15 protein-coding genes are annotated in these 24,628 nt (G+C 73.2%); 5 read left to right on the forward strand and 10 right to left on the reverse strand.

Annotated features, from left to right (window positions below):
• Positions 1-37: 37 nt before the first annotated feature.
• The 3 genes from ACQEVS_RS13740 to ACQEVS_RS13750 all read right to left on the reverse strand — a co-directional run bounded on the left by ACQEVS_RS13740 (position 38) and on the right by ACQEVS_RS13750 (position 2,948).
• Positions 38-655, reverse strand: coding sequence for a SurA N-terminal domain-containing protein (locus ACQEVS_RS13740; protein WP_185942678.1), 618 nt, complete (start codon positions 653-655; stop codon positions 38-40).
• A 251-nt stretch (positions 656-906) separates the two neighbouring features.
• Positions 907-2,607 carry a protein kinase domain-containing protein gene (locus tag ACQEVS_RS13745; protein ID WP_433019937.1) on the reverse strand — a complete coding sequence of 567 codons (1,701 nt, stop codon included), beginning with the start codon at positions 2,605-2,607 and terminating at the stop codon, positions 907-909.
• On the reverse strand, positions 2,604-2,948 hold the full coding sequence (locus tag ACQEVS_RS13750; RefSeq protein ID WP_433019940.1) for a hypothetical protein: 345 nt from the start codon (positions 2,946-2,948) through the stop codon (positions 2,604-2,606). The genes ACQEVS_RS13745 and ACQEVS_RS13750 overlap by 4 nt, the downstream gene beginning before the upstream one ends.
• 607 nt (positions 2,949-3,555) lie before the next feature.
• Between ACQEVS_RS13750 and ACQEVS_RS13755 the strand changes: the two genes are divergently transcribed.
• Positions 3,556-3,909 (forward strand): hypothetical protein, encoded by a 354-nt coding sequence (locus ACQEVS_RS13755; protein WP_433019943.1) that lies wholly within the window; start codon positions 3,556-3,558, stop codon positions 3,907-3,909.
• 132 nt (positions 3,910-4,041) lie between these two features.
• Here ACQEVS_RS13755 and ACQEVS_RS13760 read toward each other — a convergent pair whose 3' ends face one another.
• The gene (locus ACQEVS_RS13760; RefSeq protein ID WP_433019946.1) at positions 4,042-6,108 is read right to left on the reverse strand and encodes an N-6 DNA methylase; all 2,067 of its coding nucleotides are present in this window, start codon (positions 6,106-6,108) and stop codon (positions 4,042-4,044) included.
• Positions 6,109-6,292: 184 nt separating this feature from the next.
• Here ACQEVS_RS13760 and ACQEVS_RS13765 point away from each other — a divergent pair, with 184 nt between their 5' ends.
• Complete coding sequence (locus ACQEVS_RS13765) at positions 6,293-7,003, forward strand: hypothetical protein (protein ID WP_433019949.1); 711 nt, start codon at positions 6,293-6,295, stop codon at positions 7,001-7,003.
• A 219-nt stretch (positions 7,004-7,222) separates the two neighbouring features.
• The gene (locus ACQEVS_RS13770; RefSeq protein ID WP_433019952.1) at positions 7,223-8,581 is read left to right on the forward strand and encodes a DUF2079 domain-containing protein; all 1,359 of its coding nucleotides are present in this window, start codon (positions 7,223-7,225) and stop codon (positions 8,579-8,581) included.
• A gap of 102 nt (positions 8,582-8,683) precedes the next feature.
• Here ACQEVS_RS13770 and mfd read toward each other — a convergent pair whose 3' ends face one another.
• From mfd to ACQEVS_RS13785, 3 genes are all read right to left on the reverse strand, one after another.
• Positions 8,684-12,211: a transcription-repair coupling factor gene (gene mfd, locus ACQEVS_RS13775; RefSeq protein WP_433019955.1), complete on the reverse strand. Its 3,528-nt coding sequence runs from the start codon at positions 12,209-12,211 to the stop codon at positions 8,684-8,686.
• A gap of 411 nt (positions 12,212-12,622) precedes the next feature.
• Positions 12,623-15,187, reverse strand: coding sequence for an ABC transporter permease (locus tag ACQEVS_RS13780; protein WP_433019958.1), 2,565 nt, complete (start codon positions 15,185-15,187; stop codon positions 12,623-12,625).
• Entirely contained in the window at positions 15,184-15,948 is a 765-nt protein-coding gene (locus ACQEVS_RS13785) for an ABC transporter ATP-binding protein (protein WP_433019962.1), read from the reverse strand. Before ACQEVS_RS13785 ends, ACQEVS_RS13780 begins: the two co-directional genes overlap by 4 nt.
• A 572-nt stretch (positions 15,949-16,520) precedes the next feature.
• On the opposite strand from ACQEVS_RS13785, the gene ACQEVS_RS13790 reads away from it, so the two are divergent.
• A complete protein-coding gene (locus ACQEVS_RS13790; RefSeq protein WP_433019965.1) occupies positions 16,521-18,374 on the forward strand; it encodes a lytic transglycosylase domain-containing protein in 1,854 nt (617 codons plus the stop codon).
• A gap of 64 nt (positions 18,375-18,438) precedes the next feature.
• Here ACQEVS_RS13790 and ACQEVS_RS13795 read toward each other — a convergent pair whose 3' ends face one another.
• The 3 genes from ACQEVS_RS13795 to ACQEVS_RS13805 form a co-directional block, all read right to left on the reverse strand.
• Entirely contained in the window at positions 18,439-19,341 is a 903-nt protein-coding gene (locus ACQEVS_RS13795) for a cellulose-binding protein (protein WP_398272382.1), read from the reverse strand.
• 195 nt (positions 19,342-19,536) lie between these two features.
• Positions 19,537-22,455, reverse strand: coding sequence for an SUKH-4 family immunity protein (locus ACQEVS_RS13800; RefSeq protein WP_433027541.1), 2,919 nt, complete (start codon positions 22,453-22,455; stop codon positions 19,537-19,539).
• 5 nt (positions 22,456-22,460) lie between these two features.
• Positions 22,461-23,438 carry an SMI1/KNR4 family protein gene (locus tag ACQEVS_RS13805; protein ID WP_433019969.1) on the reverse strand — a complete coding sequence of 326 codons (978 nt, stop codon included), beginning with the start codon at positions 23,436-23,438 and terminating at the stop codon, positions 22,461-22,463.
• Between the two features lie 634 nt (positions 23,439-24,072).
• Here ACQEVS_RS13805 and ACQEVS_RS13810 point away from each other — a divergent pair.
• The gene (locus ACQEVS_RS13810; RefSeq protein ID WP_433019972.1) at positions 24,073-24,624 is read left to right on the forward strand and encodes a YwqJ-related putative deaminase; all 552 of its coding nucleotides are present in this window, start codon (positions 24,073-24,075) and stop codon (positions 24,622-24,624) included.
• The last annotated feature ends 4 nt before the right edge of the window (positions 24,625-24,628 follow it).

Consider the following 24,628-nt stretch of genomic DNA (forward strand, 5'->3'; position numbering starts at 1 on the left):
CCGGGCCCCGAGGGGCCCGCCGCCTGCGCCGCGCCCGCTACACCGGGCTCTCCGCGGCGGGCGGGGCGACGGGCCGCAGCCAGGGCTCCTGAAGCGGGCGGGCGGTGCCGCGCTTGGCGTCCCAGGCCCCGTACCGCGGGTTGATGTCGACGCGCAGCGCCTGGGAGGTCTTCATCAGCACGTCGTTGGTGCGCGCGGCGCCCAGCTTGCCGTCCAGCTTGGTGCGGACGAGGTCCATGGCGAGGGCCTGGTCGATCTGCGAGGGGGCGATGCCCAGGGCCAGGAAGCGGGCGCGCACCGCCTCGGCGCCGCCGTTGGCGCGCTCGACCTGCGACCGCTCGTCCTGGAGCTCGCGGCGGGTGACGTCCACCCCGTTGTCCTGCCCGGCCTTCTCGATGATCCGGTACTGGACGAGCCGGATGAGGGTGTCCTGGCTGAGCCGTGCGCTGTTCGCCGTGAGCTGCTCGCCCTGCGGGGACGACTCCTGCGCGTCGCGTACGTCCTTCACCTGGCTCTGGAGCTGCGCCACGGTGATCCGGTCGTCGCCCACGACGGCCGCGGCGCCGGGGTGCGGGGTGGACCCGCAGGCGGTGAGCAGGGGTGTCGCGGCCAACAGCCCGGCGGCGGCGGAGAGCGCGGTCCTTCGGCGGATCATGGAGCCTCCCGGCAGTGCTCGTGCGGCGGTACGGCGATCGACCTGGCGTTGATCGATGGTAGGGAGTCCGTGTGGCGGAGGCCACTGATTCGACCAACGATTCGCCGGCGCCCGGGATGTGCGGGCCTGGTGGGGCGGGAGGGGCTGACGGGCACTCAGTCCCCGCTCCCTACCGCCTTTCCACACCCCTCTTTACGCCGCCCTTCTCACGTCTTCATGCCGCGCTCTCATGCCGCTTCATGCCGCGCTCTTCACGCCCGGACCTCGCCCAGCCAGCGGAGGGTGTGGCGGATCTCCGCGGGGAGCGGGTGGTGCGGCCCGTGCACCCGCTCGGCGTCGAAGAGCAGGGCCATCAGGGTCTCGTGCGCGGCGTGGCGGTCGCCGAGGGAGAGCAGGAGGTGGCCCGTGCGCCGGCGTATCTCGAACGCGGTCGCCAGGTCGTCCGGGTCGTGCTGGAAGTGCGGCAGCAGCGCGCGGTACTCGTCGAGCGCTGCTGCCGCCTCGCCCAGCTGCTCCAGGCACTGGGCGGCGTCGTACCGGAAACGCAGCACCTGGCGGGCGGCCCGGGGACCGGTCTCCGCGGCGTAGTCGTCCATCAGCCGGTGCAGCTCGGGGAGGGCGCGGCGGTACTGGCCGTCGTCCATGAGCGTCGCCGCGTACTGCTTGCGCAGGCTCCGGACGACGCCGGAGTGCTCGCCGTGCTCGTCCGCGGCGGCCGGGAGGATCGCTCCGAGGATGTCGACGGCCTGGGTGATGCCGCCCTGGTCGAGCAGCCGCTTGACCTCCTCGACGGCTCCGGCGACATCGGCTCCGCCGGTGGGCGTATGGCCCGCGGGGACACCGGCGTCGGCGGCGGCCGGGAACGCCGGTGCTCCGGAGGAGACATGGGCGCCACCTGGGACGGAGGTCCCGGCCAGGGCCGTCGCCCCGGCGGGGGCGGGGACGGTCGCGGAACGGTCGGGCCAGGGGGCGTGCGGGAGCAGGAAGGGGCGCGTGGGGTTCATCGGGCCCATGATCGGGGCCGTGATCGGGGCCGTGATCGGGGCCGTGGTTCCGCCGGCCGTTCCGCCCGGGTGGCCCGCGGCTCCCGCGTGGGAGCCGTCCGCGGTCCGGCCGGGGGTGGGGAGGAGCGGGACGAGGGCCCGGTAGACCTCCTGGGCGTCGGCGGGGCGGTCCTGCGGATCCTTGGCCAACAGCCGCAGGACCAGCTCCTCCAGCGCCGGGGGCGTCTCGGGCCGGAGCCGGCGGACGGGGACGGGCGGTTCGTAGAGGTGCCGGTGCAGCACGCCGAGCGCCGTCGAACCGGCGAACGGCACTTCGCCGCTGAGCAGTTCGTGCAGCAGCACGCCGAGTGCGTAGAGATCGGTGTATGGGCCGACGGCTCCGCCCATCGCCTGCTCGGGCGCCATGTAGGCCGGGCTGCCGATGGGGGAACCGGTACGGGTGAGGCGCGTGGTGTCGGCGTCCATGACGGAGGCGACACCGAGGTCCAGGACGAGCACCGAACCATCCGGGCGGATCATCACGTTCCGCGGCTTGAGGTCGCGGTGGATGATCGGGACGGCGTGCACCGCCGCGAGCACCGAACAGAGCTGCGCGGCCACCGAGACGGCCCACGGCCAGGGGTAGGGCTCGTGCTCGGCCAGGTGGTCGGCGAGGTCGGCGCCCTCGACGAACTGCATGACGAGGTAGAGGTCCTCGCCGTCGCTGCCCGCGTCGTGCACGGTGACCAGGCCGTGGTGGTCGACCTGCGCGGTGACCCGGCACTCGCGGACGAAGCGGCGGCGGAGCTCGTCCCCGCCGTCGGTGCCGGCCATCCGGTCGGGGCGCAGCAGCTTCACGGCCACGCGGCGGTCCAGCCGCCGGTCGTAGCCGGTCCACACCTGACCCATGCCACCCTGGCCGATGACCGTCGCCAACTCGTACCGGTCGGCGATGACGCGCCCGTTCACTGCTCCCGCTCCCCCTGGTGGCCCGGACCCCTGCGGAGGAGGTCGCTCAGTTCGTCCAGCTCGGCCCGGACCTGGTCGATCCGCTGCGGCCGGCGGGCCCCGTCCGCCGGAGACGGCGCCTGCCGGGTCGGCTGGACCGGCGTTTGCGGGTGCGCGGGCGGCTGGTGCCGGTGCGCTGCCTGGGGGTCCGCGGGCGGTTGATGCGGGGTGGCTCGGTGGCCTTGGTCACCGGGGTGCCGCGGGTGCGACGGCACGGTGGCCTGCGCGTGCGGGTCCGGCTGCGGATAGCCGTAGGCCGACACCTGCCCGGCGAGTGGCGGGCTTGACTGATGAGGCGTCATAAACCCTGTCCCGCCAGCAGGATGAGACGTCGGCTCCTCCACGGGGGCCGGACGAGCGTGGCGCGGCCGGTACGGACGCTCCGCACCGGCCCCGGGCAGGGTCGGCGCGGCACCGGGCGCCATCGGGTTGGCGGGGTTCACGGGACCGGCGGTTCCTGCGATACCGGCGATTCCACCGAGCCCGGGAGATCCAGGCTGCCCGATCGGCCCGGCCTGCCCCGTCGGCCCGTTCTGCCCGGGCACGGCACCCATGGGGTGCCCGGACACCATGGCACCGTTCGGAGAGACGGCCGAAGGCGGTGGTATCGAAGGGTGCCCGACGCCCGGATGACCACCTGCCAGATGGCCATACGGAGGTTGCCCGACCGCGGGCGGGGTCGGACCGTACCGGTTGTAGGAGGGCGGCGGCAGGTGGCCGCTCAGGGGCTGCCCACCGGGGTGGACCGGAGCGTAGGGGCCGTGGGCGACCGCCGGGAAGGCGGTCGGGCCGGGTCCGGCATGCGACGGAGCCCATCCGGTCACGGTGGTCCGGTGGTGACGGATGTCGGACCAGAGGTAGTAGGCAGTCGCGGTCACCCCGGTCACGATCGCGCAGATCATGCCCACGGTGTTCCAGACCGTCTTCGAGAACCGGTCCTCCAACATGACCAACCAGACCACAGAGGCCACCAACGCCACCCAGAACAGCGCCCAGTCGAGGGCTCTACGTCGGACGATGGCCACCCGCAACATCGGTATCCAACTCAGCAGAAACACCGTGCAGACCGTGATGGCGACGATGACCACGCGGATGGTGACGACCACCGCTCCACCGGGGCGGTGGGGCTGTCGCTGTGCCGGGCCGGGGCCATTCATCACTGCTCCTGGGGTACGGGATGTCACAGAGCCTATCCATCGACCCCCGAACGATCGCGAGGGTTGCCTCGATCCGGCGGCCGAGGGATCGCTCACAGCCGATTGAGACCCCGCGCGCGCCGGCCCGCCCGGCCGCACCACGCCGCCCCACCGGCCTTGCCGAACCGGCCCGTTCCGGCCGTCCCACCCGGTTCGGCCGGCCCGCCCGGCCCGGTTGGGCCCGGCCGTCCCGCCCGGCTCAGTCCGGCCGTACCGTCCCGTCGGTCAGCCCGTCGTACAGCCCTTGGACCAACTGCTCCCCCAGTCGTTCGGTCAGCCGTAGCGCCTCCTCGAAAGCGGCCAGGGCACGGAACCGGGCACCGTAGCGGCGCTGTTCCGCCAACGGCAGCCGGGGCACCTGGAGTCTGCGCACATCGAGCCGGGTCGCCGTGGACGCGTAACTGCTCGCCTGGCGCTGGTTGGCGGTGCCGCGCAGGAACCCGGCGAGGAACCAGGGGTCGAGCGCGGCCGGGTCGGGCCGGAGCAGGAACAGTCCGCGGCCGAGCGCCGCCCCGGCGGTGGCCTCGTCGACGACACGGGCCACGGTGACGTCACCGAGCACCGGCACCACGACATCGTCCGCCTGCACCGGCACCGGCTCCTCGGCCGGCCCTTCGGGCAGTGTGCCGGAGGGCGCGCCGCCCGCCTTGACGTCGTAGTCCGTGAGTACGGGGGGCGCGCCGGGCCCGGTGGCGGTGCCGGGCCCGCCGGCCCGGAGGACGAGGGCGCCGGCCCGTGCGAGCTCCCCGACGGTGGTGGTCGGCCATCGGGCGCCCGAGCCCTCCTCCGGTACCCCGGGGGCGAGTTCGGCGGCCCGGCCCAGGGCGACGGTGAGCCGGTCCTGGACGTCCGTGAGGTCGGCGACCCCGCCGGCCGACGCGGGCGGCGGGAGGTGGCGGGCCGGGGCCAGGTCCACGTCGTCGTCCAGCAGGTCGATGACGGGCAGCGAGCGGTGCTGGCCCGGTTTCTCCTCGACCGTGCCGGTCCGGTCGAAGTCCTCCCAGGCTTCCAGCACCGCGGTGCTGACGGCCTGCCAGGGAAGCTTGTCGCGGCCGGCCGGGGCGAGGTCGGCGGTGTCGATGAGCAGTACCTGTGGGGTGGGCGACTGCTGTGCGCCGGGGCGGCGCAGCACCCACAGGTGCAGCGGGATGCCGTACGGCGGGGCCGCGCCGGCGGGCAGTGAGATCACGGCCCGGAGCGCGCCGCGGCGGAGCAGGTCGGCGCGGATGCGGCGGCCGGACCGGCGGGAGGCGACGGCCGGGGGCATCAGCAGGACGGCGGTGCCGCCCTCGCGGAGGCGGGCGAGGGCGTGCTGGACCCAGGCGAGCTCCGATTCGGTGCGGGCGGGGAACCCGTACTCCCAGCGCGGGTCGTAGGCCAGCTCGTCGTGGCCCCAGTTGCGTTCGTTGAACGGCGGGTGGCACAGCACGACGTCGACAGCCAGGTCCGTGAAGGCGTCCGCGCGGAGGCTGTCGCCCGGGCGCACTCGCACCTGGGCGTCGGAGTGCAGGGCCAGGCGCAGGGCGGTGAGTGCCGCCAGGTCGGCGTCGGATTCCTGGCCGAGGACGGTGAGCCGCTCGGCCGGGCCGGCCGAGCCGGCCGCGCTGAGCAGTCCACCGGTGCCGCACGCGGGGTCGAGGACCGCGCGTTCCCGCCGCTCGCTCTTGGGCCCGTGGCCCAGGGCGGCCATGAGCTCGGCGACGCCCGGCGGGGTGAGGGAGTACTGCCGGGGGTTGGCGTCGAGGTGACGGCCGAGGAGGAATTCGTAGGCGGGGCCGGCGCCGCGCACCGTGGCGAGGTCCGCGGTGCCGCGCAGCAGTCCGGGGGAGGCGGCGAGCTCGGCCGGGCCGGGGACGGCGACGGCGTGGTGTTCGCCGAGCCGGGCGGCCAGCACGGTTTCCAGAGCGGTGGGCAGGGCTTCCGCGAGCTCGGCGTCGGGGAGCTCCGCCAGCTCCAGCCAGTCCATGGGCCGGTTCTTGACCAGGAGCAGAACGGCCCCCGCGTAGCGGAGGGCGGTGACGGCACCGGCCGGATGCCCGACGAGCTGCTGCCAGACCCGCTCGCGCAGCGGCACCTCCTCGATCTTGCCCTGATGCCTCAGCCACCGCTCGACGTCGGTGAGATAGAAGGTCGGGCTGGTCTCCGTACCTCCTATGGGCTGGGGAAAGTCCGCGTGCCGGCGGCGCCAGTTGCTGACCGCCGCGCGTCCCACTCCGGCCAGCCGGGCGATCCCGGCCGCGGTCACCTCCACCGCACTCTCCGACATCTGACTCCCCTCCTCCTCGGTGCTGCCGCTCGTTCGATGTGGTGCCGAGCATACCCCCGACCCTCGAACCGACCCCTTCACAGGCGTGAAGTCACTCGATCACGTGAACGTCGTTGACTCGGTTAACAGCATCTGCTGTGATTGCCTCATCGGAACACGGATCTCTCGCCGAAAGGTGTTCGCCATGTATCAGCACGCCCAGCAGAAGCAGCGGAACTGGTTCGCCCGGCACAAGGTGCTCACCGCGGCCGGCGCCCTCGTCCTCGTCGTGGGCGCGGGTGCCGCGCTCTCGGGCGGCGGTGACGACAGCGCCTCCGACAAGGTCGTGACCGCCGGCGACGGCGGCGCGGGGGGCAAGGGCGCCGGTAAAGAGGGGAAAGCGGCGAAGAAGGCCGACATCCCCGGCAGCGGAACGTTCCAGGTCGGCTCCGACGTCAAGCCCGGCACCTACCGGAGCGTCGGCAACAAGTCCTCGGGCAACTGCTACTGGGAGCGCGCCAAGGACTCCAAGGGCGAACCCGACTCGATCATCGCCAACGACAACGTCACCGGCTCCAGCTACGTGACGATCAAGGCGGACGACAAGATCTTCAAGTCTCAGGGCTGCAAGGGCTGGGAGCTCGTCCCCGCCAAGGCGGACGGCGCCCCGAAGACCACCTCGGTGTCCGGCAACGGCATGTACCGGGTGGGGGCCGACATAGCCCCCGGCACCTACCGGTCCACCGGCAACAAGGCGGACGGCAACTGCTACTGGGAGCGCGCCAAGGACGCGCTGCACGGCGTGGACTCGATCGCGGCCAACGAGAACGTCACCGGCAACGGCCTCGTGACGATCACCGCACAGGACGCCTACTTCAAGACCGCCGGCTGTGCCGAGTGGAAGAAGACCGGCTGACCCGGTACCCGGCGGCGACCGCGCCCGCCACGGCGTCCGGCGGTTGCGCGTATCTTTTCGACAGTCGTCAGCCGAACCGGAAAGCCAGCAGGAGGAGAGGACCCCCATGGACTCGGCCGCAGCCGCCGTCTCGGCTCCGGGCCCGGACACGGTCGCCGCCCCGGCCGGGGCCGGGCGTGGACCAGCACCCTGCGGGCTCCGCGGCTCGACCCCTACTGGGTGGCCGGGGCGCTGTTCGTCCTCTACACCGCTCTCTCGGTGACCCGGCACCGCCGGATGCTGACCATGTCCTGGGACATCGGCATCTTCGAGCAGGCCATCCGGACCTACGCCCGGTTCCAGGCGCCCGTCGCCGATCTGAAGGGTCCCGGCGCCAACATCCTCGGCGACCACTTCAGTCCCATCACCGCCCTGATAGCCCCCTTCTACCGGCTCTTCCCCAGCCCCGTCACCCTGCTCGTCGTCCAAGCCGCGCTGTTTGCGGTGTCCGCCGTCCCCGTCGTCCGGCTCGCCGCCGGAAAGCTGGGGCGCGCCCGCGGGCTGGCGATAGGCATCGCCTACGGCTTCTCCTGGGGCATACAGCGCGCGGTCGACTTCGACTTCCACGAGATCGCCTTCGCCATGCCGCTCCTGGCCTTCTCCCTCGAAGCCGCGGTCGGCCGACGGTGGCGCACGGCGATGTGGTGGGCGCTGCCCTTGGTCCTGGTGAAGGAGGACCTGGGCGTCACCGTCGCCGCGATCGGCGCGGCGGTCCTCCTGCTGGAGCGCCGGGACCGACGCCACGGCCCCGACGGGACCCCGCGCGACACCACGGCCACGACGGTCGGCGGCATCCTCGTCGTCTTCGGGCTCGCCGCCAGCGCCCTCGCCCTCGGCGTCGCGATCCCCTCCTTCAACAACACCGGCTCCTACGGCTACTGGAACAAGCTCGACGGCGGTTCCACCGCCACCATCCCGCCACTGACCGCCGCCCGCACCCTGCTGTGGATACTGCTGCCGACCACCGGCCTGCTGGCCCTCCGGTCACCGGTCGCGATCGTCGCCCTGCCGACGCTTGCCTGGCGGTTCGTCTCCCACGACGACCACTACTGGGGAACGGACTGGCACTACAACGCCGTCCTGATGCCCGTCGTCCTCATCGCGCTCACCGACGCGCTCACCACCGCCCACCGCAGCCCGCGGGCCTGGCTGCGCCGGTACGCCCGGCAACTGCCCGCCGCCGTCGCGGGCGCGGCCCTGGCGCTCAGCGCGTCCCTCCCCCTCTACACGCTGACCGAGCCCGCCACCTACGAGATACCCGCGAGCGTCAAGGCCACTGAGCGGCTGCTGGCCCGCATACCGGACGGCGCCACCGTCGAGGCGTCGGACGTCGCCGCCATAAGCCGGCTGACCGGCCGCTGCCGCGTCTTCTGGTTCGGGGACACCCAGGGGATCACGCCGGCCTACATAACCCAGCGCGTCGACGACGGCAGGCCCGTCAAGGACCTCGTCGCCGACGCGGCCCGGATGCATCCGGGGGCCCGGTACGACCTGGTGGGCGTGGAGGGCACGACCGTGGTACTCAAGCGCGTCGCCTGACGCGCTCGGGTCGCCCGGCGGAAGCGCTTCGGGCCCGGGCCGGCACCGGCCAGGCGGCGCCGCGCCGGGCCCCGCCCCTCCGCCGGCCCCGGCGCCCACCGGTCAGCCGAGGATGGTCGTGAGGAACTCCCCGGTCCAGGCCAGCAGTTCCCTTCCGACCAGCGGCTTGCCTCCGATGGGGCGGGTGGCCGGCCGGGGCACCAGGATCTGCCGGTTGGCGGGCTTCATGACCGTGCGCGGATAGAGCCGCTTGAGCCGCAGTTCCTGCGACTCGCGCAACTCGACCGGACCGAAGCGGACGTTGGAGCCCTGCAGGGTGATGTCCGTGACCCCGCAGGCCCGGGCGAGCATCCGCAGGCCCGCGACCAGCAGCAGGTTCTCCACCGGCTCGGGGAGCTTGCCGTAGCGGTCGGTCAGCTCCTCGCGGACGGCCTTGATGTCCTCCTCGCTGTTGGCGGAGGCGATGGCCCGGTACGCCTGGAGGCGCAACCGCTCGCCCGGCGCGTAGTCGTGCGGGACGTGCGCGTCCACCGGCAGTTCGATCTTCACCTCGAGCGGCGGCGGCTCCTCCGCGCCACCGGCCTCCAGGGAGGCGCGGTAGTCCGCCACCGCCTCGCCGACCATGCGGATGTAGAGGTCGAAGCCGACGCCGGCGATGTGCCCGGACTGCTCGCCGCCCAGCAGGTTGCCGGCGCCGCGGATCTCCAGGTCCTTCATCGCCACGTACATGCCGGCGCCCATCTCGGTGTGCTGGGCGATGGTGGCCAGCCGCTCGTGCGCGGTCTCGGTGAGCGGCTTCTCCGGCGGATACAGGAAGTAGGCGTAGCCCCGCTCGCGGCTGCGGCCGACGCGGCCGCGGAGCTGGTGGAGCTGCGAGAGGCCGAAGTTGTCACCGCGCTCGACGATGAGGGTGTTGGCGTTGGAGATGTCGATACCGGACTCCACGATCGTCGTGGAGACCAGCACGTCGAACTTCTTCTCCCAGAAGTCGACCACGACCTGCTCCAGCGCGGACTCCGACATCTGGCCGTGCGCGGTGGCGATCCGCGCCTCGGGCACGATCTCGCGCAGCCGGGCGGCGGCCCGGTCGATGGACTCGACACGGTTGTGGATGTAGAAGACCTGCCCCTCGCGGAGCAGTTCGCGCCGGATGGCGGCGCCGATCTGCTTCGGGTCGTAGGGCCCGACGAAGGTGAGGACCGGATGGCGCTCCTCCGGCGGAGTGGTGATCGTGGACATCTCGCGGATGCCGGTGACGGCCATCTCCAGCGTCCGCGGGATCGGTGTCGCGGACATGGTGAGGACGTCCACGTTGGCGCGCAGCTTCTTCAGCTGCTCCTTGTGCTCGACGCCGAAGCGCTGCTCCTCGTCGACGATGACCAGCCCCAGGTCCTTGAACTTCGTCTCGGACGAGAACAGCCGGTGGGTACCGATGACGATGTCCACGGACCCCTCGCGCAGCCCCTCCAACACCGCCTTCGCCTCGGTGTCCGTCTGGAACCGGGAGAGCGCCTTCACCACCACGGGGAACTGGGCGTACCGCTCCGAGAAGGTCCCGAAGTGCTGCTGCACCAGCAGCGTGGTGGGCACCAGCACCGCCACCTGCTTGCCGTCCTGCACCGCCTTGAAGGCCGCGCGCACCGCGATCTCCGTCTTGCCGTAGCCGACGTCGCCGCAGACCAGGCGGTCCATGGGAACGGACTTCTCCATGTCCTCCTTGACCTCGGCGATGGTGGTGAGCTGGTCCGGGGTCTCGGCGTACGGGAAGGCGTCCTCCAGCTCCCGCTGCCAGGGGGTGTCCGCCCCGAAGGCGTGGCCGGGAGCGGCCATCCGCGCCGAGTAGAGCTTGATCAGGTCGGCGGCGATCTCCTTGACGGCTTTCTTGGCGCGCGCCTTGGTCTTGGTCCAGTCGGCGCCGCCGAGCCGGTGCAGCGTCGGCGCCTCGCCGCCCACGTACTTGGTGACCTGCTCCAGCTGGTCGGTGGGGATGTAGAGGCGGTCGCCGGGCTGGCCGCGCTTGGCGGGCGCGTACTCGACGAGCAGATACTCACGCGTGGCGCCCTGGACGGTGCGCTGCACCATCTCGATGTAGCGGCCGACGCCGTGCTGTTCGTGGACGATGTAGTCGCCCGCCTGGAGGGTCAGCGGGTCGATGGTCTTCCGGCGGCGGGCCGGCATCCGGCCCATGTCCTTGCTCGCCGACTTCTGGCCGGACAGGTCGGTCTCGGTGAGGACGGCGACCTTCAGGCCCGGGTGGACGAAGCCGCTGTCCAGGCTCCCGCAGGAGACGTGCACCAAGGCCGGGGAGAAGTCGTCGAGTTCGGCGTCGAGCCGGGCCGGGATGCCCTCGTTGCCCAGTACCTCCACCGTCCGCGCGGCCGGACCGTGCCCCTCGGTGAGGAACAGCGTCCGCCAGCCGTCGGCCAGCCAGCCCTTGGTGTCGGCCAGGGCGCGGGCGGTGTCGCCGCGGTAGGTCTCGGGGGCGTGCATGCCCAGGGTGAGGGTGTCGCTGTCCAGGTCCTCGTCGGCGGCGAAGGGGCTGACGGACCACCACATCACGCCCAGTTCGCGGGCCCGGTCGCGGACGTCGGCGATGCTCCACAGCGAGGCGGCGTCCACGTCGATGGGCGCCTCGCCGCCGCCCGCGGTGGCGGCCCACGACGCCTGGAGGAACTCCTGGGAGGTGGCGACGAGGTCCGCGGCGCGGGTCCGTACCCGCTCCGGGTCGCAGACGACCGCCATGCTGCCGGCCGGGAGGACGTCGAGCAGCAGCTCCATGTCGTCCACCAGCACCGGGGCGAGGGACTCCATGCCCTCGACCGCGATGCCCTCGGCGATCTTCCCGAGCAGCTCTCCGAGCTCCGGGTGGTCCTCGGCGAGCGCGGCGGCCCGCTCCCGGACGGCGTCGGTGAGCAGCAGCTCGCGGCAGGGCGGCGCCCACAGCCCGTGCTCGGCCACCTCCAGCGACCGCTGGTCCGCCACCTTGAAGTAGCGGATCTCCTCCACGTCGTCGCCCCAGAACTCCACCCGCAGCGGGTGCTCCTCGGTGGGCGGGAAGACGTCGAGGATGCCGCCGCGGACGGCGAACTCGCCGCGCTTCTCGACCAGCTCGACCCGCGCGTACGCGGCGGCGGCCAGCGCCTCGGTGACCTCGCCGAGGTCGGCGCTCTGCCCGCTGCGCAGACTGACGGGCTCCAGGTCGCCAAGCCCCTTGACCTGCGGCTGGAGCACGGACCGGACGGGCGCGACGACGACGCTGACGGGCCCGGCGGCCGGGTCGTCGGGGCTGGGGTGGGCGAGCCGGCGGAGCACGGCCAGCCGGCGGCCCACGGTGTCGGAGCGCGGGGAGAGGCGCTCGTGCGGCAGCGTCTCCCACGACGGGTACTCGACGATGCCGTCCGGCGGCAGCAGCGAACGCAGCGCGGCGGCCAGGTCCTCGGCCTCCCGCCCGGTGGCGGTGACGGCCAGGACGGGCCGGCCGGCGCGGGCCAGGGCGGCGATGGTGAACGGCCGGGCGGCGGGCGGTCCGACGAGGTCGACGTGCGGCCGGTTGCCGTCGCCCGCGGCCTTCACCGCTTCGGCGAGCGCCGGATCGTTGACGACGGCGTCGAGCAGACCGTGCAGGCTCATGAGGGGCTTCCGTCCCGGGAGGGTGACAACACGAATCGCCCGACGCGTGGGGGACGAGCCGGGTGTGTCTCCAGCGTACGACGCGGGGGCGGGGTGGGGGCGGGCGTCGGGGCGCCGCCGGGCGCGGGCCGGTGGTTGGCGGGCGGCCCGCGCCCCGACGGCGGGGAAGCGCCCCCGGGCGGCCGCGGGCCGGTTCCGCCTCGGGCGGGGGGCTTGCCCCTGTCCCGCCCTTTCCCGTTTCTCACGGGGGCTGCGCCCCCGCGCCCCCGAAGCACGCTTCGCGTGCTGCCCTCAAACGCCGGACGGGCTGGAGGGGGCCGGCGTCCTCAAGCGACGGACGGGCTGGATGCGGCGCCAGGCCCGGCCGCGCACCCCCGTGGCGCGGCCGGGCCCTGGTCGACCCTGGTGGGGTCAGTCGGTGGCGATGGCGTTCAGCACGTTCATCCGGCCCGCCCGGAAGGCCGGGATCAGGGCGGCGAGGAGGCCGACCACCGCGGAGCCGAGGAAGACGGCGGTGATCGTGGGCCAGGGGATGTCCAGGACACCGAGGCCCTCCAGGGCCAGCAGCTTCTGGGCCGTCGTTCCCCAGCCCATGCCGAGCCCGAGGCCCAGCAGGGCGCCGAAGAGGGCGATGACCACCGACTCCAGGCGGATCATGCGGCGCAGCTGGCGGCGGGAGAGGCCGATGGCGCGCATCAGGCCGATCTCGCGGGTCCGCTCGACGACCGACAGGGCGAGGGTGTTCACGACGCCGAGGATGGCGACGATGATCGCCAGGGCCAGCAGTCCGTAGATGATGTTGAGGAGCTGTCCGACCTGGTCCTTGATCATGGTCTTGTAGTCGGCCTGGTCGCGGACCTTGACCTGCGGGTACTCGGCGACGGCGGCCTTGAGGGAGGCGGCGGCCTCCGTGGTCCGGCCGTCCTTCGCCTTGGCGAGGATCATGCCGGTCAGCGGCATCGCGCCGGCCGGCAGGTACCGCCGGGTAGTGGCGAGGTCCAGGTACATCGCGCCTTTGTCCAGCGACGTGTCGTCCGAGGTGACGGCGGCGACCCGGAGCCGGGCCGTCCGGCCGTCGATCATGGTGACGGTGAGCCGGTCGCCGCGCCGGATGCCGTGGTCCTTGGCGAAGCCCTCGGGCACGGACATGGCGTCCCTGGCGTAGGCGTCCTTCAGCCGGCCCTGGACGGTCTGGGAGCGGACGTCGTCGGCGTAGGTGGGGTCGGTGGCGGTGAGCCGCTGGGTGGCGGTCTTGCCGTCGGGGGTGGTGACCTCGGCCATGACGCCGACGTAGCGGCTGAAGTGCTCGATGTCGTGGGCCGACAGGACGGCCTTCTCCACGGCCGGGCTCAGGGCCTTGTCGCCGCCGTCCTGGATGATGAAGTCCGCTCCGACGGACTTGTCCAGCTGGTCGGTGGCGGAGGCGACCATCGAGGAGCCGACCACGGACAGGGCGGCGACCAGCGCGAGGCCGATCATCAGGGCGGAGCCGGTCGCTCCGGTGCGGCGCGGGTTGCGCAGCGCGTTGCGCTCGGCGAGCCGTCCGACGGGGCCGAAGACGCGGAGGACGACGGCGCCGAGGCCGCGGACGAGGAAGCCGGCGAGCAGCGGCCCGACGACCACGAACCCGACGAGGCTCAACAGCACGCCGAGGCCGAGGTAACCCGAGCCGGCGGCGGCCTCGTCGGCGTTCCCGGCGGCGAGCAGCGCGGCGGCTCCGGCGGCGGTCAGCGCCAGCCCGATGCCGGCCCGCACCCGGCCGGCGCGGCCGTCGGCGGGGGTGCCGGCGTCGCGCAGGGCGGCCATCGGCGAGATCTTCCCGGCCCGGCGGGCGGGCAGGTAGGCGGCGAGCACGGTGACGAGCACGCCGATGGCGAGGCCGACGAGCGGCGTGGTGGCCTTGATCGTCAGTTCGCCGGTGTCCAGGTTCATGCCGACGGACTCCATCAGCCCCATCAGCCCGACGGCCAGTCCGATGCCGCCGCCGATGCCCAGCACCGAGCCGATGACACCGAGCATCAGCGCCTCGACGAGCACCGACCGGTTGACCTGGCGGCGGCCGGCGCCGATCGCCCGCATCAGGCCGATCTCGCGGGTGCGCTGGGCGACCAGCATGGAGAAGGTGTTGACGATCAGGAAGATGCCCACGAGGACGGCGATGCCGGCGAAGCCGAGCAGCGCGTACTTCATGACGTCGAGGACGGAGCCGAAGTTCTCCTTGTTCTCCTTCTTCGTCTCGGCGGCGGTGTACACGGTCAGGTGCGGGCCGACGGCCGCGGTGACGCGCTCCTTGAGCTGCTCGTCGCTGACGCCGGGCGCGGCGGTCAGCCCGAAGCCGCTGTACCCGCCGGTGGTGCCGAGCAGCCGGGTCTGGGCGGTACGCGTGTCGAGGTAGACGACCGCGGCGCCCGGGTTGGTGGTCTTGTACGTGGCGAGGCCGACGACGCGGACGCGGAAGTCGCCCGGGGCAGCGATGACGCGGAGGGTGTCGCCGACGCGGACGCCGCGCTTGTCGGCGGTGTCGGAGTCGAGGACGGCCTCGGTGGCCCCGCGCGGCTCGTGGCCGCTGGTGATCTCGACGGACTTCTTCTGCCGCTCGCTCCAGTTGGTGCCCACGGTGGGGGCGCCGGAGTCGGGGCCGATGTCCTTGTTGCGGGCATCGGCGACGGTGATCTGCTGGCTGCTCGCCTCGGGCTCGACCCTGGCGACGCCGGGCACGGTGGCCAGCTTGCCCTGGAGGGAGGCGGGCACGGTCCGCGGTGTCCCGGTCTGCTGGACGTCGTCCTTCTTCTCCGGCGCGACCGAGACGTCGGAGGCGGTGGCCGCGAAGAGCTTGTCGAACGTCGCGTTCATGGTGTCCGTGAACACCAGCGTGCCGCAGACGAACGCCACCGACAGCAGCACGGCCACGGCGGACAGCGCCATCCGGCCCTTGTGGGCCAGGAGGTTGCGCAGGGAGGTCTTGAAGACGGTCACGAGACCCGCCCGCGGGCGTCGAAGTGCTTCATCCGTTCCAGCACCATGTCCGCGGTGGGCTGGTGCATCTCGTCGACGATCCGTCCGTCCGCCAGGTAGAGCACGCGGTCGGCGTAGGAGGCGGCGACGGCGTCGTGGGTGACCATCACGATGGTCTGGCCGAGTTCGTCCACCGAGCGGCGGAGGAAGCCCAGCACCTCGGCGCCGGCCCGGGAGTCAAGGTTGCCGGTCGGCTCGTCGCCGAAGATGATCTCGGGCCGGGCGGCGAGCGCGCGGGCCACGGCGACGCGCTGCTGCTGACCGCCGGAGAGCTGGTTGGGCCGGTGCTTGAGGCGTCCCGCCAGGCCGACGGTCTCCACCACTCGGTTCAGCCACTCCCGGTCGGGTTTGCGGCCGGCGATGTCCATGGGGAGCGTGATGTTCTCGAGGGCGTTGAGGGTCGGCAGCAGGTTGAACGCCTGAAAGATAAAGCCGATCCGGTCGCGGCGGAGCTGGGTGAGCTTCTTGTCCTTGAGCCGGGTTATCTCGGTCTCGTCGATCCAGATCTCGCCGGAGGTGACCGTGTCGAGGCCGGCGAGGCAGTGCATCAGGGTCGACTTGCCGGAGCCGGACGGGCCCATGATCGCCGTGAACTGCCCGCAGGCGATGTCGACGTCGACGTGGTCCAGCGCGGTGACGCGGGTCTCCCCCGAGCCGTACGCCTTGAGGACCTGACGCGCCCTCGCCGCGACGGCCGTCCGTCCTCCGTCGCTCCCGGTCATGGGAATCGATACAGCCGTCTTCACGGTGAGGTCTCCTGATTCTGCTGCTGCTTCTGTTACTGCTGCTGTTTCGGCTACTGCTGCTGCTTCTGCCGGGACCGTCCGGCGGGCTCCTCCGGCCCCGCACCAGCCTGCTGTTCCACGGCGGGCACCGCGATGGGGCGCAGGGGTGTTCCGATGGTGGGGCTGACCCCACCCCCGGCCCTCCGGCCTGCCCTCGCATGACGAGCCTAGGGAGCGGGAGGACCGCCACCCCTCCTGCTGCGGGACGAGCGCCACCGGTGGGGACGTAGGGGCCGACCCCTAGGGGACGCACCCCTCAAGGCGGGTGTCTTCTCAGGGTCGTGCAGAATCGGAATGCCATCTTCCGAGAGCTGCGAGCCACCGGCGCGCGGGGGAAACGGCCGAACCGCGGTCCCTTCCGGGGGAACGCGTCGCGAAGAAACCGTGAAGCCCGTCCCGGGGCAAGACAATTGGGGCTTGAGGGAATTAGTGTTCGGGTCTATGGCCGAGGGGGGCGTCCGACAGCCTCCCCTGCGCCCGGCCGCCGGTCTCCCAAGGAAGCAGCCTCAGTGAAGATACTTCGTACGCGCGCTGCCAGCGTCTCCCGACAGGGACTGTGCACTGCTCTGCTCGTCGCCAGCCTCACCACCGCGGCGGTGGGCGCCAGTCCGCCGCACCACACGGCGGACGCCGGCGACCCCGCCCCCGGACCCGGCAACCCGCAGAGACTGCCGCATGGCTCCCCCAACCTCGCCCTGCCCGACCTCGTCCCTCCGCCGGGCACTCCAGGAGCGCCGGGCAGCGGCACTCCCGACGGCGGCCCGGACAAGGCCACCGGCATCCCGGCGACCGCCCTGGCCGCCTACAAGAACGCCGAGAAGCTCGCCGGGGAGCAGTGGCCGAACTGCCACGTCCCCTGGGAACTCATCGCGGGCATCGGCAAGGTGGAGTCCGACCACGGCACCATGGGCGGCGGCCTCCGCACCGACGGGTCCACCGCGAAGCCCATCATCGGCCCGCCCCTGACGGGCGACAAGTTCGCGCTCGTCCGTGACACCGACGGCGGCCGGTACGACGGCGACCGGCAGTTCGACCACGCCGTCGGGCCGATGCAGTTCATCCCGTCCACCTGGGAGAGCTACGCCGCCGACGGACGCGGCACCGGCCAGAAGGACCCCAACAACATCTTCGACGCGGCAGCCGGCACCGCCCGTTACTTGTGCGCCGGCGGCCTCGACCTGAGCAAGCAGGGCGACGTCGAGAAGGCCGTCCTGCGCTACAACTCCTCCCGCGACTACCTCAACACGGTGCTCGCCTGGATGCGCACGTACCAGAACGGCGGCGGGGGCGCCGTGGCCGATGTGCCCGTCGGGTCGCCGTCGGGGGGCAGCACGCTGCCGACGATTCCGACGGTGCCGCCCGTGCCCTCGGTGCCGACCGTGCCCACGACGCCGTCCCGGCCCGCGCCGGGGAACACGACGCCGGCGACGCCCAAGCCCAACCCGAAGCCGAAGCCCGACCAGAGCAAGCCGGGCGGGGACAAGGGCAAGCCCGGGGACCACAAGCCGAAGCCGCCGGCCACGGCCTCCAGCCTGGAACTGAAGAGCGATCAGGAAGTGACGGCCGACACGGGCAAGGCTTTCCCGTCCCTGACGGTGCGCGCGGTCACCGCCGACGGGGATCCCGTCACAGGCACCCGGGTGCAGTTCGAGGTCATCGGCAAGAACGGCCCGCGCTTCCACCACGGCCGGACCGCCACCGCCACCGTCACCGCCACCACCGGCAAGGACGGCCTGGCCACGGTGACGGGTCTCACCGCCGGCGCCACGTCCGGGACGTACACGGTCCGCGCGACCATCGGCGACCGGGGCAGTACGCACGCCGACTTCACCGCGGTCGTCACGGAACCGACGCCGCCCAAGGCCGACGAGATCGTCCGGCCCGGCAACACCCCCTTGTCGGCCAACGCGGGTGCCTCCTTCGGGCAGCCGATCAGCCTCCAGGCCAACGCCAAGGGCAAGGGCAAGGACAAGAGCAAGCCGGTAGCCAAGGTGAAGATCACGGCGACCGTTTACGCGGACGGCAAGGTGGCGAAGACCGGTCCGTACTTCAAGGAGGGCGACAACCGGTCCCGCACGGTGACGGTCACCACGGGCGACGACGGCAAGGTGGATCTACCGCCGCTCTTCGCCGACGACCGGACGGGCAGCTTCACGCTTCTCCTCACCACCGGTGACGGCGTCCAGCTTTCCCTGCCCCTGACTGTCACTTCCAAGCCCGGCGAGCCCACCGAATCCGGACAGCCCGGTGACAAGGGCAAGGACACCGGCAAGGGCGAGAAGAAGGACACCAAGGGCAGCGGCAAGAAGGGCGCACCCGCCTCCGCTTCCTCGAGCCCCAAGGCCACCCGCACCACCGACTGATCCGAGTTCACCACCCCGTACGTCCCGTCCACCCCACCCGCCGGAGGACGGGACGTACGGCCGCTCAGTCCCCCAGCGCCGGATCCTCCGCCACCGGCTTGCCCGTCAGGGCGGCGAGGCTGTGCCGCACGTGGGCCATGTGCGATCGCAACTCCTCGCGTCGTTCCTCGTGCTCCCGGAGCACCCGCTCGGTCTCCCGCGCGATGCGCTCCTCCCGCACCCGGGCCTGTGCGATGAGCGACGCGGCCTGCGCCTCCGCGTCCTCTTGGCCGTGCCGCGCCGCCTCCTCGGCGTCCGCGTAGCGGCGCTGCGCCTCGTTGAGGGTCGACCGCGCGTACTCCTCCATCGCTGCCACGCGCGCGTCCATCGCGGCCTCGCGCTCGGCGTCCTCGCGGCCCGCCGCGTCCCAGCGCTCGGCGTGCTCCTTCTCCTGGTCGGCGAGCATCGTGGCGGCGCGCTCGCGCATCTCCTGAAGGGCCGCCTCGGCGTCCGCGCGCCACTGCTTGGCGTCCTGGCGGGCCGTCGCGCGGAGCTCGTCCGCGACCGTCTGGGCCGCGAGTTGCGCCTGCCGGGCCCACTCCTCGGCCTCCGCCCGCACCTCGACCTGGTACTCGTGGGCGGCGTCGCGGACCTTGCGGGCGTAGGCGCCCGCCGCGTCGTGCATCTCGGCGGCCTCGGCGTCGGTCCGCTCCTTCAGACCGAGCGCCTCCGCCTCCGCCGTGGCGATCAGGCCCTGGGCGCGGGGCCCCAGCGTCTCGTACGTCTGCGGGGGCAGCTGCGCCACCACCTGCCGGAGGCGCTGGACCTCGTCCTCCATCTCCCGCGCGAGGACGGTGAGCCGCGCCGCGCGCTCCCAGGAGGTGTCGCGCTGGCGCGCGAACTCGGCGAGGGCGCGCTCAACCTGGTCAGGCCGGTAGCCGCGGCCTCGTACGACAGTGAAACCGTCAGGTGACACCGATGCACTCATGCTTGTAGCCCCTTATATCCGGAAACCCGGTCTGCGACGCGGTCAGGCGCACATCATTCCCGCACGAGGGAAGTGCCCAAAACACGACACTCCGCCTGGTTGTTCTGTCAAGGATGCGCCGACCGACAACGCAGAGCGCCCGGTCCCCCGTGCGCGGGGCCGAGCGCCCTGCCGCCGTCGAATCCCGGCCGGCCGCTAGAAGAGACCGTCCCACATCTGCTCCAGCAGCACCGCCCACCAGTTCTCCGGCGACGAGAAGGCCACCGGGTCCAGCGCGGCGATCTGGTCCTGGAAGTCCACGGTCCAGCGCCCCGCCTGCTCCGGCGTCAAACCGTAGCGCCAGCGCCACATGCGCCCGAGCAACGCCAAAGAGCGTACGAACTGAGGAAGGCTCGTGTTGACGAACTGCGGCACCGCCGGCCGGCCGTCGGGGCCCGCCTCCAGCGGGACGGCCACGATGTGCGCCGTACCGTACTGGACGCAGAGCTGCCGACCGAAGTCGCTGCCCATCACCAGGTACGAGCCGGCGTCCGACGCCGGCCGCGCCCCGCGCTCGGCCGCCAGCTCCGCGAGCGTCGGCACCGGGCGGCCCGGCTGGGCCTGCGCCCAGAAGAACGGCCCGAAGTCGGTCGGCAGCCCCGCCCACACCAGCGTCTGCGCCACCACGTCCGGCACGCCCTGCCGGGACACGGCACGCTGGTCGAAGCGGAAGACACCCTGCGGACCGAACGATTCCAGCAGCTCCTGCGCGATGGCCTCCGCCGCGAGCGGCGGGGCCGGGCGCACCTGGTGCGGCTGCGGCAGCGGCACCCGGTTCGGGGCCGGACGGGCGGGGGCGCCCGCGACCTGGTGCAGCTCGCCCTGGTGCTCCAGCAGGTGCCGAACGCCCTGCTGGCGGCCGGCGTGGTCGCTGCCGTACGCCGCGGTGTGGCTGACGCGCACCTGCGGCCAGGTCTCGCGGATCATCCGCGCGCAGTAACCGCCCGGCAGGTCACAGGACTCCAGCTCGGTGTGGAGTTCGAGCACCTGCTGCGGCGGCACGTTCATCGACCGCAGCTCGTGCAGGATCTGCCACTCCGGGTGCGGGGTGCCCGGCGCGCTGCGCCGGATGACCTGCTGCTCCGAGCCGTCCTGGGCACGGTAGCGGAGGACGGCCATATAGCCGGGGCCGACGGTCGGGACGCCGGCCGGGGGCTGCGGATAGCCATAACCGCCGGGCGGCTGCGGGGCGTTGGGTGCCGGCGGGACGCCCGGCGCGCCAGGGCTCGCGAGCATCGTCGCCGCGGCGTGCACGCCGCCCGCCGGGGCGCCCGGGACTCCGGGAGCGCCCGGAGCGTGCGGAGCCGGCGCGACGGCGCCGGGGGCGGCGCCCGGAGCACCCGGGGCGGCCGGCGGGTGTACGCCGGGTCCTCCCGGAGCACCCGGGGGCGTGGAACCGCCTTGCGCGCCTGGGGAGTTCGGGGCGCCCGGGGCTCCGGGGACTCCCGGTGCGGCGGGTGCGGCGGGCACGTTCGGGGCGCCGGGCACGTTCGCCCCGGCGAGCATCGTCGCGGCGGCGTGCACACCGCCCGGCGGCGTCCCGGGCGCGGCGGGCGGCGTTCCCGGCGGCGCGGGAGGTACGCCGGGTGTTGCGGGCGCGCCGGGTACGGGCGGGACACCCGGGGCGGACGGGCCCGCTCCCGCGGCGGACGGGGCACCAGGGCCCACGGGGGCGCCGGGAACTCCAGGCGCGCCGGGAGCTCCGGGGGCACCCGGCATCCCGGGCGCACCCGGCGTCGCGAGCATCGTCGCCGCGTAGGCGGCCGACCTGCCGCCGGGCGGCTGAGAGTTCGAACTCCCGGCGCCCGCAGGGGCGTTGGGGGCTGCGGGCGGAGCGGACGGCGGCGCGGCCGGGCTCACGGGCGGCACGTTCGGTGCATGCGGTGCGGGCGATGCATGTGATGCGGGCGGCGCCTGCGGTGCGGGCGAGGTCTGCGGCGAGGCGGCGGGGCCGGGCGCGGCCGGCGGTACGGCCGGGGCGCCCTGCCCCGGACGCACGCCCCCCGGCTCCTCGATCGCGGGAGCCAGCCGCGTTCGCGGCAGCGAACTGCCCCCGGGCATCAGCTCGGTCTTCGCGTCCGGCCGCACACCCGGCGGAGGCGTGTCGTCGGCATCCGAACCGGACAGCGCCGGCGCGAGGACGGTCGCGGGCAGATTCCCGGTGTCGCCGTCGCCCGCACGCGTCGAGACGTCGGCACCCGCCCAGTCGGGCTCGGGGGCCGGCGCCTGAGAAGGCGGGGAAGAGGGGATGGCCGGAGGCGTGGAGGCCGGCACGGCCCGGTCCGACGCCTTGTCCGGAACGGGCGCGCCGGACGCACCGAGCGCCTCCGACGTACCGCCCGACACGGAAGCGGAGGCGTCCGCTCCGTCGGAACCCGTCCCTCCCGAGGCGCTCGACGACAGCCCGCCCGATCCCGTCACACCGGCGGAACCCTCGTCGGGCGCACCGCCGGACGCACCACCAGACGCACCGCCGGACTCACCCGGCGTAAGAGAAACACCGGACGTACCAGGCACGTCCGTCACGCCGGGCCCACCCGACGTACCGGAAACACCAGATGCACCCGACGCACCCGAAGCATCCGCCGCACCCGATCCACCCGACGTGTCACCCGAGCCGGACCGTGGCGCCGGCACGCCCTCCGCACCCCGCCGCGCCGCGGAGTCCTCCTCCGCCTCACGGTCCCGCTCGCGGTCCGGGATGCCCATCGCGTCCGCCGCGTCCTGGAGCCACTGCGGCGGGCTCAGCAGGAACGACGTCGCGTTCAGGTCCACCCGTCGCGGCGGCTCGGCCGCCACCGGCGCCGGCTCGGCCGCGGTGCCGTACTCCTCCTCGTACCGCCGGATCACCTCGCCGACCGGCAGCCCGGGCCACAGCGTGGTCTCCCCGCTGTCGCGCGCGATCACCAGTCGCGAGCGGGCGCTGTCCGTGGAGGCCACGCCCTCGCGGTCCTCGGCCCAGGCGACGAAGCCCAGGTCGAACTCGCGCACCTTCACCTCGCGGTGCAGATACGCCGGAACGTCGCCGTTGACCCAGCGCTCCGCGCGCTCCTGAGCCTGCGCGAAGGTCACCACCGCGCTCACCCCTCCACCGGGACGGCGTACGCGAAGCCGCCGTCGACCATCAGGTTCGCCACCGTCTCCAGCTCGGGCGGACCGCCCGCCAGCCGGGACAGGAAGGCGTCGAAATCCTCACCGCAGGGCAGCAGCAGCCGCTCCACCCGCTCCTGCACCGTCCAGCCGTCCCGGTCGCGGGCGTCGTCGTACGGGCAGAACCAGACCGACCCCGTCGCCTCGCCCTTCACCTTGACCGCCAGCACACCGCCCTGCACGAAGGCCACCCCGAGGTAGTCCTTGGTGAAGTGGTCGCGCAGGCACTTGTTGACGTAGACGAGGTCGTTGACCGCCGCTTCCTCGCGGACGGTGAAGAACGGCTGGTCCAGCAGCAGTCCCAGCTCCGCGTCGAGCGCGGCGCCCACCGGGGCGCAGCCGCCGGCCGCCTTGAGGAACGCCCGGTAGGCGCCGGGCAGCCGGTAGCCGAGGTCCTCCTCGACGCCCTGCACCTGCTCCTCCGTCACGGCCAGTTCCCGCTGCGGGAGCGCGAAGTGCACCGGCCGGGTCTCCTGGAGCGGGCGGGTACCGCGCTTCTCCTGGTCCACGGCGGCCGTCGCCAGCCCGCCGTGGTGCCGCAGGAGCGCCTTCACCTCCGCCGGCACCAGCTCCAGCCGGCGCGTTCCGGCCACGTGGTGCCAGGTCCAGCCGTGCGGAGTGGCCACCGGGTGCAGGCTCGCCCAGAGTTCGTGGCCCTCCGCGTGCAGCGCGGCGTTGGCGGAGACGTAGTCGGTCAGCCGCAGTTCGTCCACGCCGAAGCCCTCCGGCGGGTCCGCGATCTCGGCGGCGGCCCGGGCGTACGGGGAGAAGTCGGGGTAACCGTCCTCGTCCACCCGCACACCCTGGGGGTAACGGCCGTGCCGGACGGGGTCCGGGAAGTGCACGACCTGCCCGGCGTAGGCCGTGTTCGGTGGCGCGGCCTGCTGCCCGAGCCGACCTGTCGTCATGGCGGATGCCCCCTGCTTGGCTGGCGTGTTCTGCGACGTTCGCGGTCCCGGCGGCGGGTGACGGATCCCACGGCCGGAACGGCCTCGTGACGGACAGCCTATGCGGTGCCGCAAGACGGCTCCCCCGCCCGTGGGTGGGGAGGGGGGCACGGAGGACGCCCCCTCCTGACAACGCCCGCACAGGCGGCCCCGGTTCCGGCCTCACCCCCGGTCACGGCCCCGGCCCGCAGGGGCCGCTGTGCGCGACGGAACGCCGGACGGTGCCTGCTCCCGGAACCTGTACACGGTGCGCGCTCCGGGGACCTCGTACGGGCGCCCGCTCCCCACCCCCGTACGGCAACCGCTCCCGAAACCGGGACGGCACCCGCTTCCGGACCCCGGACGGCACCTGCCCCCTACAGCACCCGCTCCCGAAAGCGGCAGACCGCACCGGACCCGGGAGAACCGCAGAAACCCCTCACGTCCCGGCAAACCCCTCCACCGCGACCGTCTCACCCCCGTGCCACGACTCGGGCCCCTCTCACCTATTCCGGCACACCAGACACACGCAACACCGCCCTGCCTTCCACTCCCACCACCCCGTTTGGCAGGCTGATCCCCGCAACAGGGGGATTGCAGGGAGGGAAGAACCACCATGCACACGACGCAGGACCACCAACCCCTGACCGGGAGCACCGACGGACGGACCGCCGCACCCGGCGACCCCCGGCTCAGCTGGAGCACGACCGAGGACGCCGACCGTCCACCGGTGCTGCTCCACCGACGCGACGGCATCCTGCCCGCCGTCGCCGCCGCGCTCTCCGTCCGCGGCACCACGCTGACCTGCACCGCGGGCAAGGCCGAACAGCCGCCCGCCCTGCACCCCCTCGTCCAGGACTTCCTGGACACGCTCACCAGCGACCGCCGCGAGCGCTTCACCGGCCGCTGCCCCGAGGCACTGCTCCTCACCCGCTTCCTCACCACCCATGAGGCGGGCCGCAGCAAACGCGCCTCCCGCAAACCGCTCACCCACGGCGAGGCCCGCCGCGCGCTCAAGCAGTCGAAGATCACCGCCCGGCACATCCGCGAGGACGGCGACCCCCGGCACGGCGCCTACGCCCCGCCCTGCCGGTCCTGTACCGCGCTCCTCACCCACTTCGGCGTCCGCGCCATCGACCCCACCACCACGGAACGAGGCAGGCCCTGACCTC

The organism is Streptomyces sp. CA-181903, from assembly GCF_050937075.1.
Lineage (GTDB): Bacteria > Actinomycetota > Actinomycetes > Streptomycetales > Streptomycetaceae > Streptomyces.

What these genes read in the sequence shown, in the direction of transcription:
- ACQEVS_RS13750 (WP_433019940.1), bottom strand. Translation starts at nt 2,948, where the DNA reads ATGACGCCTCATCAGTCAAGCCCGCCACTCGCCGGGCAGGTGTCGGCC.
- ACQEVS_RS13795 (WP_398272382.1), bottom strand. Translation starts at nt 19,341, where the DNA reads ATGAGTGCATCGGTGTCACCTGACGGTTTCACTGTCGTACGAGGCCGC.
- ACQEVS_RS13765 (WP_433019949.1), top strand. Translation starts at nt 6,293, where the DNA reads ATGTATCAGCACGCCCAGCAGAAGCAGCGGAACTGGTTCGCCCGGCAC.
- ACQEVS_RS13760 (WP_433019946.1), bottom strand. Translation starts at nt 6,108, where the DNA reads ATGTCGGAGAGTGCGGTGGAGGTGACCGCGGCCGGGATCGCCCGGCTG.
- ACQEVS_RS13785 (WP_433019962.1), bottom strand. Translation starts at nt 15,948, where the DNA reads ATGACCGGGAGCGACGGAGGACGGACGGCCGTCGCGGCGAGGGCGCGT.
- ACQEVS_RS13805 (WP_433019969.1), bottom strand. Translation starts at nt 23,438, where the DNA reads ATGACGACAGGTCGGCTCGGGCAGCAGGCCGCGCCACCGAACACGGCC.
- ACQEVS_RS13740 (WP_185942678.1), bottom strand. Translation starts at nt 655, where the DNA reads ATGATCCGCCGAAGGACCGCGCTCTCCGCCGCCGCCGGGCTGTTGGCC.
- mfd (WP_433019955.1), bottom strand. Translation starts at nt 12,211, where the DNA reads ATGAGCCTGCACGGTCTGCTCGACGCCGTCGTCAACGATCCGGCGCTC.
- ACQEVS_RS13810 (WP_433019972.1), top strand. Translation starts at nt 24,073, where the DNA reads ATGCACACGACGCAGGACCACCAACCCCTGACCGGGAGCACCGACGGA.